Source organism: Nocardia nova, assembly GCF_002933465.1.
In the GTDB taxonomy this organism is placed as follows: Bacteria; Actinomycetota; Actinomycetes; order Mycobacteriales; family Mycobacteriaceae; genus Nocardia; species Nocardia nova_B.
Genome location: NZ_PSZE01000017.1, coordinates 129,187 through 144,960, shown reverse-complemented (window position 1 = coordinate 144,960; position 15,774 = coordinate 129,187). Strand labels below are relative to the sequence as shown.

Annotated in this window: 18 protein-coding genes; 6 read left to right on the top strand and 12 right to left on the bottom strand. The window is 67.4% G+C overall.

Features of this window, described 5'->3' with window-relative positions; translation table 11 throughout:
* The coding region (locus C5E41_RS20710) for a serine hydrolase (RefSeq protein WP_104377466.1) at window positions 1-988 on the bottom strand (988 nt) is incomplete at its 3' end.
* A 336-nt stretch (window positions 989-1,324) separates the two neighbouring features.
* Between C5E41_RS20710 and C5E41_RS20705 the strand changes: the two genes are divergently transcribed.
* Window positions 1,325-2,785: an MFS transporter gene (locus C5E41_RS20705; RefSeq protein ID WP_104377449.1), complete on the top strand. Its 1,461-nt coding sequence runs from the start codon at window positions 1,325-1,327 to the stop codon at window positions 2,783-2,785.
* Window positions 2,786-2,834: 49 nt separating this feature from the next.
* On the top strand, window positions 2,835-3,428 hold the full coding sequence (locus C5E41_RS20700; protein WP_439956425.1) for an acyl-CoA-like ligand-binding transcription factor: 594 nt from the start codon (window positions 2,835-2,837) through the stop codon (window positions 3,426-3,428).
* A gap of 13 nt (window positions 3,429-3,441) precedes the next feature.
* Here the strand turns inward: C5E41_RS20700 and C5E41_RS20695 are convergent, their stop codons facing one another.
* The 5 genes from C5E41_RS20695 to sdhC all read right to left on the bottom strand — a co-directional run bounded on the left by C5E41_RS20695 (window position 3,442) and on the right by sdhC (window position 7,860).
* Window positions 3,442-4,326, bottom strand: a complete 885-nt coding sequence (locus C5E41_RS20695) for a phenylalanine 4-monooxygenase (protein ID WP_104377447.1) — start codon at window positions 4,324-4,326, stop codon at window positions 3,442-3,444.
* A gap of 125 nt (window positions 4,327-4,451) precedes the next feature.
* Window positions 4,452-5,228, bottom strand: a complete 777-nt coding sequence (locus C5E41_RS20690; RefSeq protein ID WP_036498394.1) for a succinate dehydrogenase iron-sulfur subunit — start codon at window positions 5,226-5,228, stop codon at window positions 4,452-4,454.
* Entirely contained in the window at window positions 5,228-7,012 is a 1,785-nt protein-coding gene (gene sdhA, locus C5E41_RS20685; protein ID WP_104377446.1) for a succinate dehydrogenase flavoprotein subunit, read from the bottom strand. Before sdhA ends, C5E41_RS20690 begins: the two co-directional genes overlap by 1 nt.
* 13 nt (window positions 7,013-7,025) lie before the next feature.
* On the bottom strand, window positions 7,026-7,457 hold the full coding sequence (locus C5E41_RS20680; RefSeq protein ID WP_104377445.1) for a succinate dehydrogenase hydrophobic membrane anchor subunit: 432 nt from the start codon (window positions 7,455-7,457) through the stop codon (window positions 7,026-7,028).
* A gap of 1 nt (window position 7,458) precedes the next feature.
* Window positions 7,459-7,860, bottom strand: a complete 402-nt coding sequence (gene sdhC / locus C5E41_RS20675; protein WP_104377444.1) for a succinate dehydrogenase, cytochrome b556 subunit — start codon at window positions 7,858-7,860, stop codon at window positions 7,459-7,461.
* 329 nt (window positions 7,861-8,189) lie between these two features.
* Between sdhC and C5E41_RS20670 the strand changes: the two genes are divergently transcribed.
* Window positions 8,190-8,591 carry a cytidine deaminase gene (locus C5E41_RS20670; RefSeq protein WP_104377443.1) on the top strand — a complete coding sequence of 134 codons (402 nt, stop codon included), beginning with the start codon at window positions 8,190-8,192 and terminating at the stop codon, window positions 8,589-8,591.
* A 43-nt stretch (window positions 8,592-8,634) separates the two neighbouring features.
* The gene (locus tag C5E41_RS20665) at window positions 8,635-9,921 is read left to right on the top strand and encodes a thymidine phosphorylase (RefSeq protein WP_104377465.1); all 1,287 of its coding nucleotides are present in this window, start codon (window positions 8,635-8,637) and stop codon (window positions 9,919-9,921) included.
* 56 nt (window positions 9,922-9,977) lie between these two features.
* Here the strand turns inward: C5E41_RS20665 and C5E41_RS34000 are convergent, their stop codons facing one another.
* Window positions 9,978-10,121, bottom strand: a complete 144-nt coding sequence (locus C5E41_RS34000; RefSeq protein WP_181063337.1) for a hypothetical protein — start codon at window positions 10,119-10,121, stop codon at window positions 9,978-9,980.
* 49 nt (window positions 10,122-10,170) lie between these two features.
* Here C5E41_RS34000 and C5E41_RS20660 point away from each other — a divergent pair, with 49 nt between their 5' ends.
* A complete protein-coding gene (locus C5E41_RS20660; RefSeq protein WP_104377442.1) occupies window positions 10,171-11,265 on the top strand; it encodes an adenosine deaminase in 1,095 nt (364 codons plus the stop codon).
* A gap of 41 nt (window positions 11,266-11,306) precedes the next feature.
* On the opposite strand, the gene C5E41_RS20655 is transcribed toward C5E41_RS20660, so the two are convergent.
* The 5 genes from C5E41_RS20655 to C5E41_RS20635 form a co-directional block, all read right to left on the bottom strand.
* Complete coding sequence (locus C5E41_RS20655; protein WP_104377441.1) at window positions 11,307-12,569, bottom strand: primosomal protein; 1,263 nt, start codon at window positions 12,567-12,569, stop codon at window positions 11,307-11,309.
* Window positions 12,570-12,602: 33 nt separating this feature from the next.
* Window positions 12,603-12,935 (bottom strand): YbaB/EbfC family nucleoid-associated protein, encoded by a 333-nt coding sequence (locus C5E41_RS20650; RefSeq protein ID WP_030513580.1) that lies wholly within the window; start codon window positions 12,933-12,935, stop codon window positions 12,603-12,605.
* A gap of 182 nt (window positions 12,936-13,117) precedes the next feature.
* Window positions 13,118-13,468 (bottom strand): hypothetical protein, encoded by a 351-nt coding sequence (locus tag C5E41_RS20645; protein ID WP_030513581.1) that lies wholly within the window; start codon window positions 13,466-13,468, stop codon window positions 13,118-13,120.
* The gene (locus tag C5E41_RS20640) at window positions 13,465-14,607 is read right to left on the bottom strand and encodes an NlpC/P60 family protein (RefSeq protein ID WP_104377440.1); all 1,143 of its coding nucleotides are present in this window, start codon (window positions 14,605-14,607) and stop codon (window positions 13,465-13,467) included. Before C5E41_RS20640 ends, C5E41_RS20645 begins: the two co-directional genes overlap by 4 nt.
* A complete protein-coding gene (locus tag C5E41_RS20635) occupies window positions 14,604-14,924 on the bottom strand; it encodes a type VII secretion target (RefSeq protein ID WP_104377464.1) in 321 nt (106 codons plus the stop codon). Before C5E41_RS20635 ends, C5E41_RS20640 begins: the two co-directional genes overlap by 4 nt.
* Window positions 14,925-15,070: 146 nt before the next feature.
* Here C5E41_RS20635 and upp point away from each other — a divergent pair, with 146 nt between their 5' ends.
* Window positions 15,071-15,700 (top strand): uracil phosphoribosyltransferase, encoded by a 630-nt coding sequence (gene upp, locus C5E41_RS20630; RefSeq protein WP_104377439.1) that lies wholly within the window; start codon window positions 15,071-15,073, stop codon window positions 15,698-15,700.
* Window positions 15,701-15,774: the final 74 nt, after the last annotated feature.

Here is a 15,774-nt window from a genome sequence, read left to right as displayed (position 1 = left end):
CTCGTTCGGCGGCGGTCACGAAGGTTTGGCGGGCGTCGTCGGTGTAGCCGGTTTTTCCGCCCAGATCGCCGTCGTAGTCGTACAGCAGGCGGTTGTCGTTGGCGATGGGGAAGCCGGGGTGGTCCTTGTCGTCGGGGATCTTGGGGTCGGCGGGGTAGCCGGGGAAGTCGTACTGCTCGGTGTGGATGATCTTGGCGAAGGTGGGGTTCTGCATGTCGTGGCGGAAGATCGTCGCCAGATCGTAGGCCGAGGTGCTCATCCCGGGGCCGTCCAGGCCGGAGGGGGTAGCGGCGCGAGTGTCCATGGCCTGCAACTGTTTTGCCATCGCGTTCATCTTCGCGACAGTGGCTTCGTCGCCGCCGAGCTGGGTGGCGATGGCGTGGGCGGCGTCGTTGCCGGAACACATCAGCAGCGCGTGGAACAGCTGGTCGTTGGTGTAGCGGCCACCGGGGCCGATACCGACGCGCGTGCCGTCGGCATTCGCATCGTCCTGGGTGCCGATCACGACCTGGTTCGGGTCCAGGGCAGGGAGTGCGACGGCGGCCAGCAGCGTCTTGATCGTGGAGGCCGGTCGGTAGCGGCCGTGCGGATCCTTGGCGGCCAGTACCTTGCCGGTGTCGAGGTCGGCGACCAGCCAGGCGGTCGCCGAGATGTCGGCGGGCACCGGCGGTGCGCCCGCCGGAACCACCACCCCGCAGCGCCCGAGTTTGTCGCCGCCGATCGGATCCGACGGCACCGGTAGCGGCGACGGCGTCGTACTTCCGGGCGCCGGCACCTCCGAGGTATCGATCGGCGGTGGCGGCGCCGTCTTGTTCGGGCAGGAATCCGTATTCGGCGTGGTGAACGGCGTGGACGGCGGCGCAGGGGCCGCGTCTGCCACGCCGAGCCCGGTGACCGTGGTGGCGCCCAGCAGCCCGGCAGTCAGTACGGCGGCCGCCAGCGAGCCGGATCGGCGGAAGCGGACGGTGCGGGACATGCGGGTGTTCATCGACATGCAGCTTATGCGGCGCTGGGCGATGGTGCCGCGAACACCCGCGGCCGCGAAGTATTGACAGAGACCATGAAATGAAAGCTACTATCAAAATATAGACACAACCAACTGAATGGACATGTCATGAACTTGCGGAGATCACCGGAAGCGCCCGCATCGACCGGGACCGCGGCGCGAGAGGAAGAGACCGGAAGCTCGACAGCGACCGCCGGGCCGTCAGCGCCGGACCGCGAGCCGCGCACTGCCGATGCGCCCGGGGCCGGTCCGCCAGGAGACGATAGGCCGGGGGCCGGGCGGGCGCGCTGGCTCGCTCTCGGTGCGCTCGGGCTCGCGATGCTCACCATCGGCCTCGATACCACCGTGCTGGTCGTCGCGCTGCCCACCATGGCCATCGATCTGCACGCGAATACCGCTGCGCTGCAATGGTTCACCACCGCCTACACACTCGCGCTGGCCGCCGTGATGCTGCCCGCGGGCGCGCTCGGCGACCGCTACGGCCGCAAGAAGTTCCTGCTGGCGGCGCTGGTCGTCTTCGGTGGGGCGTCGCTGTGGTGTGCGCTGGCGACCTCGGCGGGGATGTTGATCGCGGCTCGCGCGGTACTGGGTATCGCGGCGGCCGCGATGATGCCGCTGTCGATGTCGGTGCTGCCCGGCCTGTTCCCTGATCAAACCGAACGGCAACGGGCACTGACGATCTGGGTCGGCTCCACCGCACTGGGCCTCCCGCTCGGTCCGATCGTGGGCGGCTGGCTGCTGAACCATTTCTGGTGGGGTTCGGTCTTCTTGATCAACGTGCCCCTGGTCGTGGTGGGGTTGATCGCGGTCGCGCTCCTGGTTCCGGAGACCCGCAGCGATTCGGCCTTCCGCATCGATCTGCCCGGTGTGCTGCTCTCGGCCGCGGGCATGCTGGGATTCACCTACGGATTCATCCGCTTCGGCGAACAAGGGTGGGGTGACGGCGCCGCCTGGGCTGCGGTGGTCGCCGGGGGCGCGCTGCTGACCGGCTTCGTGTGGTGGCAGCGTCGGATCGCGCATCCGCTGGTCGATATCGCACTGTTCACCAACCGTGGATTCCGTTGGGGCACGGCATATTCGGTCTTCGTGAACTTCGCGATGTTCGGCATGTTCTTCACCGTTCCGCAGTATTTCCAGGCGGTGCTCGGCGTCGATTCGCTCGGTAGCGGGTTGCGGTTGCTGCCGTTGATCGGCGGACTGGTGGTCGGGACGCGCGCGGTCGACAAATTGCTGCCGAAACTCGGGGCGCGAATCGTGCTCAGTGGCGGCTTCCTGATCCTCGGCGCCGGCCTCGCCATGGGCGCCATGACCCAGGTGAGCGGCGGCTACGGCTACACCGCCGCCTGGACCACGATCCTGGGCTTCGCGATGGGCCTGGTCATGCCGGCCGCCATGGGGATGGCGATGGGGCAGCTCGGCGCCGAGCGCGCCGGGTCGGGATCGGCCCTGCTGCAAGCGCTGCGTCAGGCCGGCGGCACCATCGGCGTCGCGGTACTGGGCACCGTCCTCGCCACGCAGTATCGCTCCGACCTGGGCTCCTACAATCACGAGCCGATGTCCGACGGAGTGAACGCGGGCGTCGCGGTCGCCCGGGCCAGCGGCAACGCCGACATGCTCGCCCATGTGCAGTCGGCCTTCGTCTCCGGGATGGGCGCGATGCTGTGGCTGTGTGCCGGCGTGTGCGCGGTGGCGGCGCTGCTCGCCGCGATCCGGACCCGAAGCGGGGAGCCGGGCCCGCACTCCGACGCCGATGCGGGAGAATCGGTGCATGTCGGCTGAGTCGAATGCCCCCGCACGGGCCCATTCCGGGGCGACCACGTCGCCTCGGATGGGCCTGCGCGAACGCAAGAAGCAGCGCACCCGCCGCACGATCCGCGCGGAGGCGATGAAACTGTTTCAGCGACAGGGATATTCGGCGACCACGATCGAGCAGATCGCCGAGGCCGCCGACATCTCGCCGAGCACCTTCTTCCGCTACTTTCCGTCCAAAGAGCAGGTGGTCCTGGCCGACGACGTCGATCCGATCATGATCCACGCCCTCGAATCCCAGCCGTCGGAGCTGACGCCACTGGCCGCGTTCCGCCAGGCGATGCGCGACACCTTCGACAATCTGAACCCGCAGGACTGGCAGTTCGAACAGGACCGGATGAAACTCATCTACAACGAGCCCGAGCTGCGCAGCGTGATCATGCAAGAGACCGAACGCAACGTGGCTCTGGTCTCCGGGCTGCTCGCCCGCCGGGTCGGCCGCGATCCGGACGACTTCGAGGTCCGCGCCTTCTCCGGGGCGATGATCGGGGCGATGATGACCGCGTTCGGCCGGGAGGGGCTCGATTTGGACAAGGTCGACCGGATCGTGGAATTCATGGAGGCGGGCATGCCGCTGAGGCCGGCGGTCCCCGACCCGGAGTCGGGCGACTGACGCCACCCTCCGATCAGGACGCGGCCAGCTCGGCGGCCGCGCTGTCGTCTGTCATGCCGGCGAAGAAGCCGCCGATCACGTCCTCGATCTCGGAAATCGACTCCGCGCAGTACAGAATCGGCTGGTAATGCGTGATGTCGTAGGTCGCGGTGCCCATGTCGTGGATGTTCAGCGGACGCATCCGGGCGTGCCGGAATTCCTCGATCTCGCCGAACGACGACAGCAAACCCGCACCGTAGCAACGTACTTCGCCCTTTTCGCGCACCACGCCGAATTCCATGGAGAACCAGAACACGTCGGCCAGGAATTTCAGCGCCGCCTCGGTCTCCAGCCGGGCCACCGCGGCGCCTGCTTCCGCATAGATCGCGGCGAAGCGCGGCGAGGCCAATTGATTTGCGTGCCCGATGATTTCGTGAATCGAATCCGGCTCCGGCGTGTACAGCGGCGCGGAATGGTGGCGAATGTACTGGGTGGAGTGGAAGATTCGATCGGCGAAAGAGCCGAAGAACTCGCGCAGCGGCACCAGGCCCGCCGCCGGAACATAGCGAAAACCGGTGAGCGGCACCAATTTCGCGGTCACCTCGTCCAGTTGCGGAATATGGTCGGCGGGCAGGGCCAGCCGCCGGGCGCCGTCGAGCACCTCCGCCGACGCGTACGTGTGATGTTTCCGCGTCAACTCCGTCGAGACGATCCGCCAGACCTGCTGCTCCTCTTCGGTGTAGTCGATGCGAGGCAGCGGCTCGCCCTCCCGATACGCGAGCGCCAGCGCGGCGATCGCATTGCGCCGGCCCCGGTACTCCGGATCGTGCACCCCCGGATGCTCAGCACTCAAATGCACCGTGACATCGCCGTCGGTACCCGTGGTAACCGGCGAATACAGCTGACCTTCGGTGAACATGCCTCCAGGCAAGCACCCCCATCCCGATCAGACAACAAACCCCCCAGCAAACTGAGCAAATTGCCTAGGAAACGAAAAGCCGCCCGCATCGTGCGATGCGGGCGGCTTTTTCGAGTTCGAACTGCTCAGGGCCGGGCGAACAGGAGGGCGCGCTTGACCTCCTGGATGGCCTTGGTGACCTCGATGCCGCGGGGGCAGGCGTCGGTGCAGTTGAAGGTGGTGCGGCAGCGCCAGACGCCTTCGACGTCGTTGAGGATGTCGAGACGCTCGCGGGCGCCCTCGTCGCGGCTGTCGAAGATGAAGCGGTGGGCGTTCACGATCGCGGCCGGGCCGAAGTAGCTGCCGTCGCTCCAGTACACGGGGCAGGAGGTGGTGCAGCAGGCGCACAGGATGCACTTGGTGGTGTCATCGAAGCGGTGCCGGTCGGTCTGGGATTGGATGCGCTCGCGGGTCGGCGCGTTACCCGAGGTGATCAGGTACGGCTTCACCGCGCGGAACGCGTCGAAGAACGGCTCCATGTTCACCACGAGGTCCTTCTCCACGGGCAGGCCGCGGATCGGCTCGACGGTGACGGTGAGCTCCTTGCCGTTCTTGGGCAGCATGTCGCGCATCAGCACCTTGCACGCCAGCCGGTTCACGCCGTTGATGCGCATGGCGTCGGAACCACAGACACCGTGCGCGCAGGAGCGCCGGAAGGTGAGCGTGCCGTCCAGATAGGACTTGATGTAGATGAGCACGTTCAGGAAGCGGTCGGTCGGCAGGACCGGCACCTGGAACGAATCCCAGTGCGCGCCCTTGTCGTCCTCGGGGTTGAACCGGGCGACCTTCACCGTCACCATGGTCGACCCGTCGGGCACGGGGGCCGGCTTCTGCCCGGCCGGGGCTTCGGCTACAGCAGTCATCAGTACTTACGCTCCATCGGCTCGTAACGGGTCTGCACGACCGGCTTGAAGTCGAGCTGGATGTCGGCGATCAGCTCCGCCGGCTTACCGGGCTCGACCTGCTTGTACGCCATGGTGTGGCGCATGAAGTTGACGTCGTCGCGGTCGGGGTAGTCCTCGCGGGCGTGGCCGCCGCGCGATTCCTTGCGGTTGAGCGCGCCCACGACGGTGACCTCGGCCAGCTCCAGCAGGAAGCCGAGCTCGACGGCCTCGAGCAGGTCGCTGTTGTAGCGCCTGCCCTTGTCCTGCACGCTGATGTGCTGGTAGCGCTCCTTGAGCGCGTGGATGTCGGTCAGCGCCTGCTTGAGGGTCTCCTCGGTGCGGAACACCGCGGCGTTGGCGTCCATGGTGACCTGCAGCTCGGTACGGATGTCGGCGACCCGCTCGTTGCCATGGTCGCTCAGCAGCAGCGCGAGCCAGTCCTGCACCATCTGCGCCGGGTTCTCCGGCAGCTCGACGAACTCGGTGCGGGCGGCGTACTCGGCGGCGGCGATACCCGAGCGGCGGCCGAACACGTTGATGTCCAGCAGCGAGTTGGTGCCCAGGCGGTTCGAGCCGTGCACCGACACGCAGGCGCACTCACCGGCGGCGTACAGGCCGGGGACCACGTCGGTGTTGTTGCGCAGCACTTCACCGCGGATGCGGGTCGGGATACCACCCATCACGTAGTGACAGGTCGGCATGACCGGCACCGGCTCTTTCACCGGGTCCACACCCAGGTAGGTGCGGGAGAACTCGGTGATGTCGGGCAGCTTCTCCTCGAGCACGTCCTCGCCGAGGTGGGTCACGTCGATGAAGACGTAGTCCTTGTTCGGGCCGCCACCGCGACCCTCGAGGACCTCCTTGACCATCGACCGGGCCACGATGTCGCGAGGCGCGAGGTCCTTGATGGTGGGGGCGTAGCGCTCCATGAAGCGCTCACCGGAGGCGTTGCGCAGGATGCCGCCCTCACCGCGGACGGCCTCGGAGATCAGGATGCCCAGACCGGCCAGGCCCGTCGGATGGAACTGGTGGAACTCCATGTCCTCCAGCGGCAGGCCCTTGCGGAACACGATCGCCATACCGTCACCGGTCAGCGTGTGCGCGTTGGAGGTGGTCTTGTACATCCGGCCGGAACCGCCGGTGGCGAAGATGATCGCCTTGGCGTGGAAGACGTGGATCTCACCGGTGGCCAGCTCGTAGGCGACCACGCCGGTGGCGACCGAACCGCGGTCGGTATCGCTCATCACCAGGTCGAGGACGTAGAACTCGTTGTAGAACTCCACGTCGTGCTTGACGCAGTTCTGGTAGAGCGTCTGCAGGATCATGTGGCCGGTGCGGTCGGCGGCGTAGCAGGCGCGGCGCACGGGCGCCTTGCCGTGGTCGCGGGTGTGACCGCCGAAGCGACGCTGGTCGATTTTGCCCTCGGGCGTCCGGTTGAACGGCAGGCCCATCTTCTCCAGGTCCAGCACCGCGTCGATGGCCTCCTTGGCCATGATCTCCGCGGCGTCCTGGTCGACCAGGTAGTCACCACCCTTGACGGTGTCGAAGGTGTGCCATTCCCAGTTGTCTTCTTCGACGTTGGCCAGCGCGGCGCACATACCGCCCTGGGCCGCGCCGGTGTGGCTACGGGTCGGGTACAGCTTGGTCAGCACGGCGGTGCGAGCCCGGGGGCCGGCCTCGATCGCCGCGCGCATCCCCGCGCCACCGGCACCGACGATGACCACGTCGTAGCGGTGTTCCTGAACCGGACGGGATTCACTCATCGCGGAGGCGTTCCTAACTGATGTTGGGGTCGAAGGTGAAGATGACGTAGGTGCCCACGCCCATGATCAGGATCATGGCGACGGCCAGCAGGGTCTTCAGCCAGAAGCGGGTGGAGTCCTTGCGGGAGTAGTCGTCGATGACCGTGCGCAGGCCGTTGCCGCCGTGCAGCTGCGCCAGCCACAGCATGGCCAGATCCCAGCACTGCCAGAACGGGCTGGCCCAGCGACCGGCCACGAAGCCGAAGTTCAGCCGCTTCACGCCGCCGTCGAGCATCAGCATGATCGTCATGTGGCCCAGCACCAGCACGATCAGCAGCAGGCCGGAGAAGCGCATGAACAACCACGCGTACTTCTCGAAGTTGTTGCCGGAGGAGCGGCGGGGGGCGCGGGGCGAGTCGAGGCTGGCGGGACGGTCGTAGGACTTGCCGAGAACAGGTGCGGTCATATCAGTGCTCCGTCAGCAGGTAGAAGAACTGGCGGCCGACGCCGGCGGCGGAGACCAGAACCCAGATGGTGAGCACGATCCACAGCATCAGGCGCTGGTACTTGGGGCCCTTGGACCAGAAGTCGACGAGGATCACGCGGACGCCGTTGAGTGCGTGGAACAGCACGCAGACGACCAGGGCCATCTCCATGAGGGCCACGACCGGATTCTTGTAGGTCTCGATGGCCCGGTCGTAGGTGTCCGGGCTGACCCGCACCAGAGCGGTGTCGAGTACGTGGACGAACAGGAAGAAGAAGATCGTGACACCGGTGATCCGGTGCATCGCCCAGGACCACATACCCGGGTCGCCGCGGTACAGGGTCTTCCGCTTCGGCTGAGCCGGAGCTTCCAGTGTGGTCGTCATAGAGTGCGGTGCCTCCAACGTCGTTGATGGACACGCCGGCGAGCCGGCAGTCGGATCCGGTCGCAGCTTCGGCATACGCCGAGCGTGTGAATCTGGAGAAACACCAGCTCAACTCGGGCGCTGACATCCGGAGGCGGTGGCCGGCGGTGCGTTGCCAAACCTGGACCGATCTGTGGAGAACTCTAATCCCCGGCGATTCGCGGAACTAATTCGGCGTGCCATGCGTTGAGCCTCCAAGCGGGGAGTTAGGTTTGCCTTGCCTGAATGTTGGACAGCGTCGCGATGCCATTTCTACGCTGTCGTATCAGCCATTCGAGCGGAGGTCCGATATGCCGGAAATTGATTGGGATTCCCTGCGTTACAACGCATTTCGAGTAATGCGTAATGCGTATGCACCGTACTCCGGCTTTCCGGTCGGCGCCGCTGCTCTCACGGCCGGCGGTTCCATTGTGAGCGGTTGCAATGTGGAAAATGTCTCATACGGACTCGGCGTCTGCGCCGAAACTGTACTCGTCGGTAACTTTTGTTCCTCCGGGGGCGGGCGGTTGCTGGCGGTCGCGGTCTGTGATTCGCACGGGGAAATTCTGATGCCCTGCGGGCGGTGCCGGCAGGTGCTCTACGAGCACGGCGGGCCGGAACTGCTCGTCGACCATCGCGGCGGCCCGGTACCGCTGGCGAGGTTGCTGCCGGACGCCTTCGGGCCGGACGATCTGACCGCCGGCCGGAAATGATGTGAATTTCCGCACCCCGAACGGGATCTGGAAGGCTTTCGCCATGACCCATACGGCGGTGTCGGTGATCGCGGCCAAGCGCGACGGTGCGGAACTCGACGACGAACAGATCGATTGGGTGGTCGACGCGTTCACTCGCGGCGAGGTCGCCGACGAACAGATGTCGGCGCTGGCGATGGCGATCGTGCTACGCGGCATGACCCGCCGCGAACTCGCCCGCTGGACGGCCGCGATGATCGCCTCCGGGCAGCGGATGGACTTCACGGACCTGCCCCGGCCGACCGTCGACAAACACTCGACGGGAGGAGTCGGCGACAAGATCACCCTGCCGCTGGCGCCGCTAGTGGCCGCATGTGGCGCGGCGGTCCCGCAATTGTCGGGGCGCGGACTGGGCCACACCGGCGGAACCCTGGACAAGTTGGAATCGATTCCGGGCTGGCGGGCCGATCTGGCGCCCGCGCGCATGCGTGCGATTCTCGCCGATCCGGAGATCGGCGCGGTGATCTGCGCGGCCGGGGCGGATCTGGCGCCGGCCGACAAGCGCCTCTACGCGCTGCGCGACGTGACCGGCACAGTGGAATCGGTTCCGCTCATCGCCAGTTCGATCATGAGCAAGAAGATCGCCGAGGGGACCGGCGCACTCGTCCTGGATGTGAAGGTCGGCAGCGGTGCGTTCATGAAGAACTTCCGCGACGCTACCGAATTGGCCACGGCCATGGTCGAACTGGGAACCGGCGCGGGGGTGCGGACGGTCGCGTTGCTCACCGCGATGGACACCCCGCTCGGGCGTACGGCGGGCAATGCGCTCGAGGTCGCCGAAGCGGTGGAGGTGCTGGCCGGCGGCGGCCCGGCGGATGTCGTCGAGCTGACGGTGGCGCTGGCGCGAGAAATGGTGGCGCAGGCCGGTATTCGCGATGTCGACCCCGCCGACGCGCTGGCCGACGGTCGCGCGATGGATCACTGGCGGGCGATGCTCGCGGCGCAGGGCGGCGATCCCGACGCGCCCCTGCCGCGGGCGCGGCACACCGAAACCCTGGTGGCGCAGGAATCGGGCGTCCTCACCCGGCTGGATGCGATGGCCGTCGGGGTCGCCGCCTGGCGGCTCGGTGCCGGACGCGCCCGTCAGGGTGATCCCGTGCAGTCCGGCGCGGGAATCGAAATGCACTGCAAGCCGGGCGATTCGGTGACGGCGGGGAAACCGCTGTTCACCCTGCACTCCGACTCCGAAGCGGCCGTACCCGCGGCGATCGCGACACTGCGGGCGGGATACGACATCGGATCGGTTCCGCCGGTCGCGCATCCGCTGATCCTCGGGCGGATCGGGCTCTGAGCACAGCGAGTAACCTGTCTATCGTGCCAATAACCAACGGCATGTCGTTCAGGTGGCTATTCTGTGGCACTCACCGGCGGCGCCGCCATCTTCGCGATGATCACCGTGGCCTCCAGCGTCGGAGTGAGCACGAGTACTGAGCCGGGCCCGGCTACGCGCGGGCGACCACCGGGCAACGACAGGCCGGCGGGCAGATGCACACCGGGCAAGTTGCCTGCAGGGGCCCGCGAATGCGGATAGCGTCGTTACATGACTGGACCGATGCCTTTGACTCTCGCCTCGATCCGCCAGGCCCCCAAGGCCGTGCTGCACGACCATCTCGACGGCGGCCTGCGTCCCGCGACCGTGCTCGAACTGGCCGAGGACTGCGGATACGACCAGCTACCCGCCACCGACGCGCAGGCCCTGGCGCACTGGTTCCGCGAAGCGGCCGACAGTGGATCGCTCGAGCGCTATCTGGAGACCTTCGCGCACACGGTGGCGGTGATGCAGACCCCGGAGGGACTGCGGCGGGTGGCTCGCGAATGCGCGCTGGACCTGGCCGCCGACGGGGTGGTGTACGCCGAGGTCCGCTTCGCACCCGAACAGCATCTCGAACGCGACCTCACCCTCGACGAGGTCGTCGAGCACACCCTGGCCGGCTTTCGCGAGGGCGAGCGGCTCGCCGCGGAAGCCGGCACTCCCATCCGGGTGACCTGCCTGCTCACCGCCATGCGTCACGCCGCCCGCTCCCGCGAGATCGCCGAACTGACCGTTCGCTTCCGCGACCGCGGGGTCGGCGGATTCGACATCGCCGGCGCGGAAGCGGGCTATCCGCCCTCGCGCCATCTGGACGCCTTCGAATACATGCGCGCCAACTGCGCGCAGTTCACCATTCACGCCGGGGAGGCGTTCGGACTGCCGTCGATCCACGAGGCGCTGGCGTTCTGCGGCTGCGATCGGCTCGGGCACGGGGTGCGGATCACCGACGACATCTTCGACGGCGACGGCTCCGAGCCCACCCTCGGACTGGTGGCCAATTACGTTCGTGACAAACGGATTCCGCTCGAGCTGTGCCCCTCGTCGAATGTGCAGACCGGTGCCGTGCCGGCTCTGGACAAGCATCCGTTCGACCTGCTGGCCCGGTTGCGGTTCCGGGTCACCGTCAATACCGACAACCGGCTCATGAGCGATACCGACATGAGCCGGGAAATGCTGAAGCTGGTCGAGACCTTCGGCTACGGCTGGAGCGATCTGGAACGGTTCACGATCAACGCCATGAAGTCGGCGTTCATTCCGTTCCCGGACCGGCTGCGCATCATCGACGAGGTGATCAAGCCCGGTTACGCCGTGCTGATCGGATGACCACCGCGTCTCTCGCTCGATGACCGCGCCTCGGGAACCGGCTAGCCCTTCTCCAGCCGGTTCTCGAAGGCCTGCTCCAGGGCTCGCCAGCTCTCGGCCTCGGCGGTGAACGGCGGACTCGGCGCCAGCCGGGACGGGTCCGGCTCCAGCAGGTAGGAGACGTACCAGCCCAGCGGCGTCGACTTCGCCAGCGCCTGCTCGACCGAGTCGTCACCGACGTAATCGGCTGCGTCGGTGAACAATTCGACCGCCAGATCGAGCTGGTCGATGTCGACCGCCTTGGGTCCCTGGCCCAGGTCGTCGGCCAGGCCCGGCAGCACGTAGACGTTCTCCTCGGTGACCTCGACCTCGAGCGAGCCGTCGACCGCCGCCGTGCGGACCTCACCGTAGGTGCTGACCCGCGCCAGATCGTGGTCGTGATCGTCGGCCAGGTAGCGGGCCAGTGCGCGCTCGGAGGGGAAGACGGTGATGGTGCCGTTGTGGCCGAGAAACACCGGCTCGTCGTCCAGATAGCAACGCAGGGTGAAGAATTCGCCTTCGGACGTGACGATCTTGACCGGGTCGATGCCGACCTCGTGCCAGAAGGTCTCCTCTTCGTCCTCGTCGTCTTCCTCGTCGGTGTCCTCGTCCTCGTCGAGGTCGACCGGCTCGATATCGTCGTCGTCGGTGTCGGCGACGTCCTCGGCATCGACGACGTTCTCCTCGGCGGCCAGCAGTTCCGCCTCGGCCACGGCCAGCGCTTCCGCGTCGACCTCGGGCGAGGCCACCACGGAGTCGATGGCGTCGATGACCTGGTCCCAGTCCTTGGCGATCGCGTTGCCGACCTGGTCCCACAACTGTTCGCCGTCGCGGCCGACGAACGCGGTCACACCCGCCGGCAGGGCGCCGAGAACGGGATGCGAGCCGAAGAACTTGGTGACCACCTCGAGTTCGCACACCTCGCCGATGGTGCGGACCATCTCGAGGGTCTCTTCCAACTCGGCGATGGTCTCCGGGTCGGGTTCACCGGCCGCGAGTTCGGGGACGCCGACCAGATCGAAGACGTGCTCCTCCTGGGGCTCCAGCTCGGCGGCGGACAACCCGACGACGACCTTCCAGGACGGATGGTCCACCAGATCGTTGTCGTCGTTGGTCCGGATGAACGCGGCGAGCTCCGCGGGGGAGTCGAATCCGTAGAGCTCGTCCTCGTGCCCGAGGAATGCCTCCCACTCGTCGTCACCGTCTCGCCAGCGCGGTGCCCACAAGGTGACCAGATCGCCGTCGGTGAGACCGAGCTCGATCGGGACGATGTCTCCAGAAGCCATGAACGGAAGCCTATCGAGCCGTTGCCTTCGGCACTATTCGGCCCGCCCCCCAACGTTTCCCGATTCGGGTGCGGTGAAGGCGGAATTCAGGGTGGCGACCACCTCCGAGCGCTGCTCTCCCGCATTCTGCGCCGCCTGCTGGCAGGCCCAGATGATCAACTGGCCTACTTCGGCCGGAGAATGCGAGGTGACGGCCTCGGACAGGTCCAGGCCGACCAGGGCGCCGTCGCTGTCGACCTCGACGCTCACCGAACCGTCTTCGGCGGTGAAGCGGCCGCGCACGTTCTTGAGGTTGTAGAGCGCCGCCTCGAGCGCCTCGAGTTTGTTCGTCGCCGCGGCGACGAGGGCATCCATTTCCGCGCTCACAGTGCGTCCTTTCCGGCAGATGCGCTCACGCTCATGCTGTGCTTATCAACCGTGCGGACGGGGCGCTGCGTGGTTACGCTCCGCTGCCTCCGCTGTGTCGGACGGCGGCACTCCCGGTGCGCTGCGTGGTTACGCACGCTGCCTCCTCCGCGCCCGTCGCTCGATGCCGCGCGCCTGACCGTTCATACGGGCCTCATCCAGCTGGTGGGGCCGGTGTCCTCGTCGTCCATGCGGTCGAGTTCGTCGACTGCTTCCTGGCGGGTGGGCAGGCCCAGTTTGTCCAGGATCTCGGTGGGCATGCCGGATTCGGCGAGCAGTTCGCGCCGGCGGGCCTTGGCGACGATCGCCGACCGCTTGGTCAGCCGCAGGATTTCCGCGGCCAAAGCCTGTGCGCCGTAACGGTATTCGCTGCGCTCGAATTTGATCTCCACCGGAATGCCCTGATCGGTGGCCCGCACGCTGATGGTGCCTGCGCGATTGGTGCTGGCGGCGACCGTGACGCTCGGGATCTGCTGGTGTTGCGGCTGGCTCATGACGTCGGCCTGTAGAACCCGTGGAAGGCCATTCCCATGTTCTCCGTTCGAATCGGGTCGATCTGCACCGGATCACCGGCCTCGACCATCTGTCCGTTACCGACGACCATCGCGACGTGACCGTCCCAGATGGCCAGATCGCCCGGCATGACATCGCCCGGACTCACCGGTGTGGCGCCGGCACTCTGATCGCAGGCGAGTCGGGGCAGGTCGACGCCGGCCTCGCCGTAGGCCCACTTGGTCAGGCCGCTGCAGTCCAGGCCTGCCCCGGGGGTGTTGCCGCCCCAGACGTACGGCGTGCCGCAGGCGCTGATCGCCGCTTTGACCGCCGTGGCCGCCTTCTGATTGGGCGCCTCGACCTGGCTGCCGTCGGGCAGCGTGATCATGACGCCGCCGTGGCGCCCGGGCTTGTCGGCGCCGGACTGCTGGGCCCCGGGGGTTTTCGTGCCGCCCGAACTCGACCGCGACTGGGTCGCCGCGGAGGCCGGGCTGGTCATGCTGCTCATCATCGAACCGCCGCTCGACACCAGACCGCTGAGCAGTGAACTGGCCGTCTGCGCGCCGGCGCTCAGTGCGGGCGCGGCGGCCGAGGCCGCCGCCACCGGGGCGCCCGCCATGGACGGCGTCGGCGGCGGCGGGGTCAGTTCGGTCATCGAGGTGGTGTGCGTGTCGAGTTCCGACCGCACCCGGCCGACCACGCCCAGCGCCTGGCCGAAATGGTCGATCGCGGAGTTCACCACGGTGATCAGTCCCGGGGGAGTCGTCACCGCGGGTCCCAGCGCCGTGACCGACTGCACGAACGACTGGACGATTCCGTCGAGTTCCTTCTGGCCCGTCTGCACCGAGGCGGCGGCCTGGCTGACCACATCGGCCATATCGTTGCCGCGATCCGACATCGCGGCCGCCGAGGTCTGCACCTTGAGCGCCTTGTCCATCGCCGCGTCGCCACCACCGCCGTTCCAGGCGTTGGTCATCTGATTGATGCTCGCGCTGCCGGCTTGATGAATCCCGTCGAGGTGGGTGGACACCTGGCGCAGCGCATCGGCCGGACCGCCGGCGGGCAGCACACCGGAGCCGAAGCTGGTGAGCAGATCGATGAGTGGTTGGGCGAGTGCGTCGAGATCGATGACGCCCGTCATCCGATCGGGTCTTCCGCGGCGCGCAGTGCGGCGGCGTGGGCGGCGTCGGTTTCGGAGTAGGTGGCGGCGGCGCCCGTCGCGGCGGCCCCCACACTGCCCATCACCGCGGACAGTTCGCCGATCCCCGCGACATGCCCCGCGTGGGCCGCGGCATAGGCAGCGACGAAATCACCCCCCACCAAGCCGAAGATCGGGCCGAGCAGGACTGGGTCGGCGCCGGCGGCGCCCGCCGCGGCCACACCCATTTCACCGGCCAGTCCCGCAGCTGTGGCACCGTAGGCGGCGACGCCCTCGGTGTCGACCGAGATCTTGTGCATCAACATCCCCCATCGTGCTGGTCTGGTGGCAGATTACGTCATCCGAGTAGTTCGACGCATGCCCCCGCGCTTCGGTTCCCACTCCGGTTGCGGAAATCCGCCCTCGGTTGGCGATGTCGAACCCCGACAGACCTTATCGTTCCCTCATGCGTACGCATATCGTGGAACACCCGCTGACGGCCACCCTCCTGACGACCATGCGCGATGCCCGCACACCCAACGCGGGATTCCGGGCGGCGCTGGCCGATCTAACCGGATTCCTCGTGTACGAAGCGCTGCGCGAAGCCCCGACCCACACCTTCGACATCGACACCCCGGTCGCGCCGACCCGGGGCGCCCGGCTGGCGCAACCGCCTCTGCTGGTGCCGGTATTGCGCGCCGGCCTCGGCATGGTCGAGGCCGCCAGTGCGCTGATTCCGGAATCCCGTGTGGGTTTCGTCGGAGTGGCGCGCGACGAGCAGACCCATCGTCCGGTGCCGTACATGGAATCGCTGCCCACGGACCTGTCGGGCCTTCCGGTCTTCGTTCTCGATCCGATGCTGGCCACCGGCGGGTCGATGCGCCACACCCTGGAACTGCTGTCCGCCCGCGACGCCACCGACATCACCGCCATCTGCGTCGTCGCCGCCCCGGAAGGCATTGCCGCGCTGGAGAAATCGGGTCTGCCGGTGCGACTGGTGACCGCCGCGATCGACTCCGGACTCAATGCCGACGCCTTCATCGTGCCCGGTCTCGGCGACGCCGGCGACCGTCAATTCGGTCCGCGCCACGATTGATATCGCTCGCCGCTGGGGATCGCGTCGCGCAGCCGCGCGTACGGCCGCCGGTCCCGCGGTGGTCCGTCATTCGG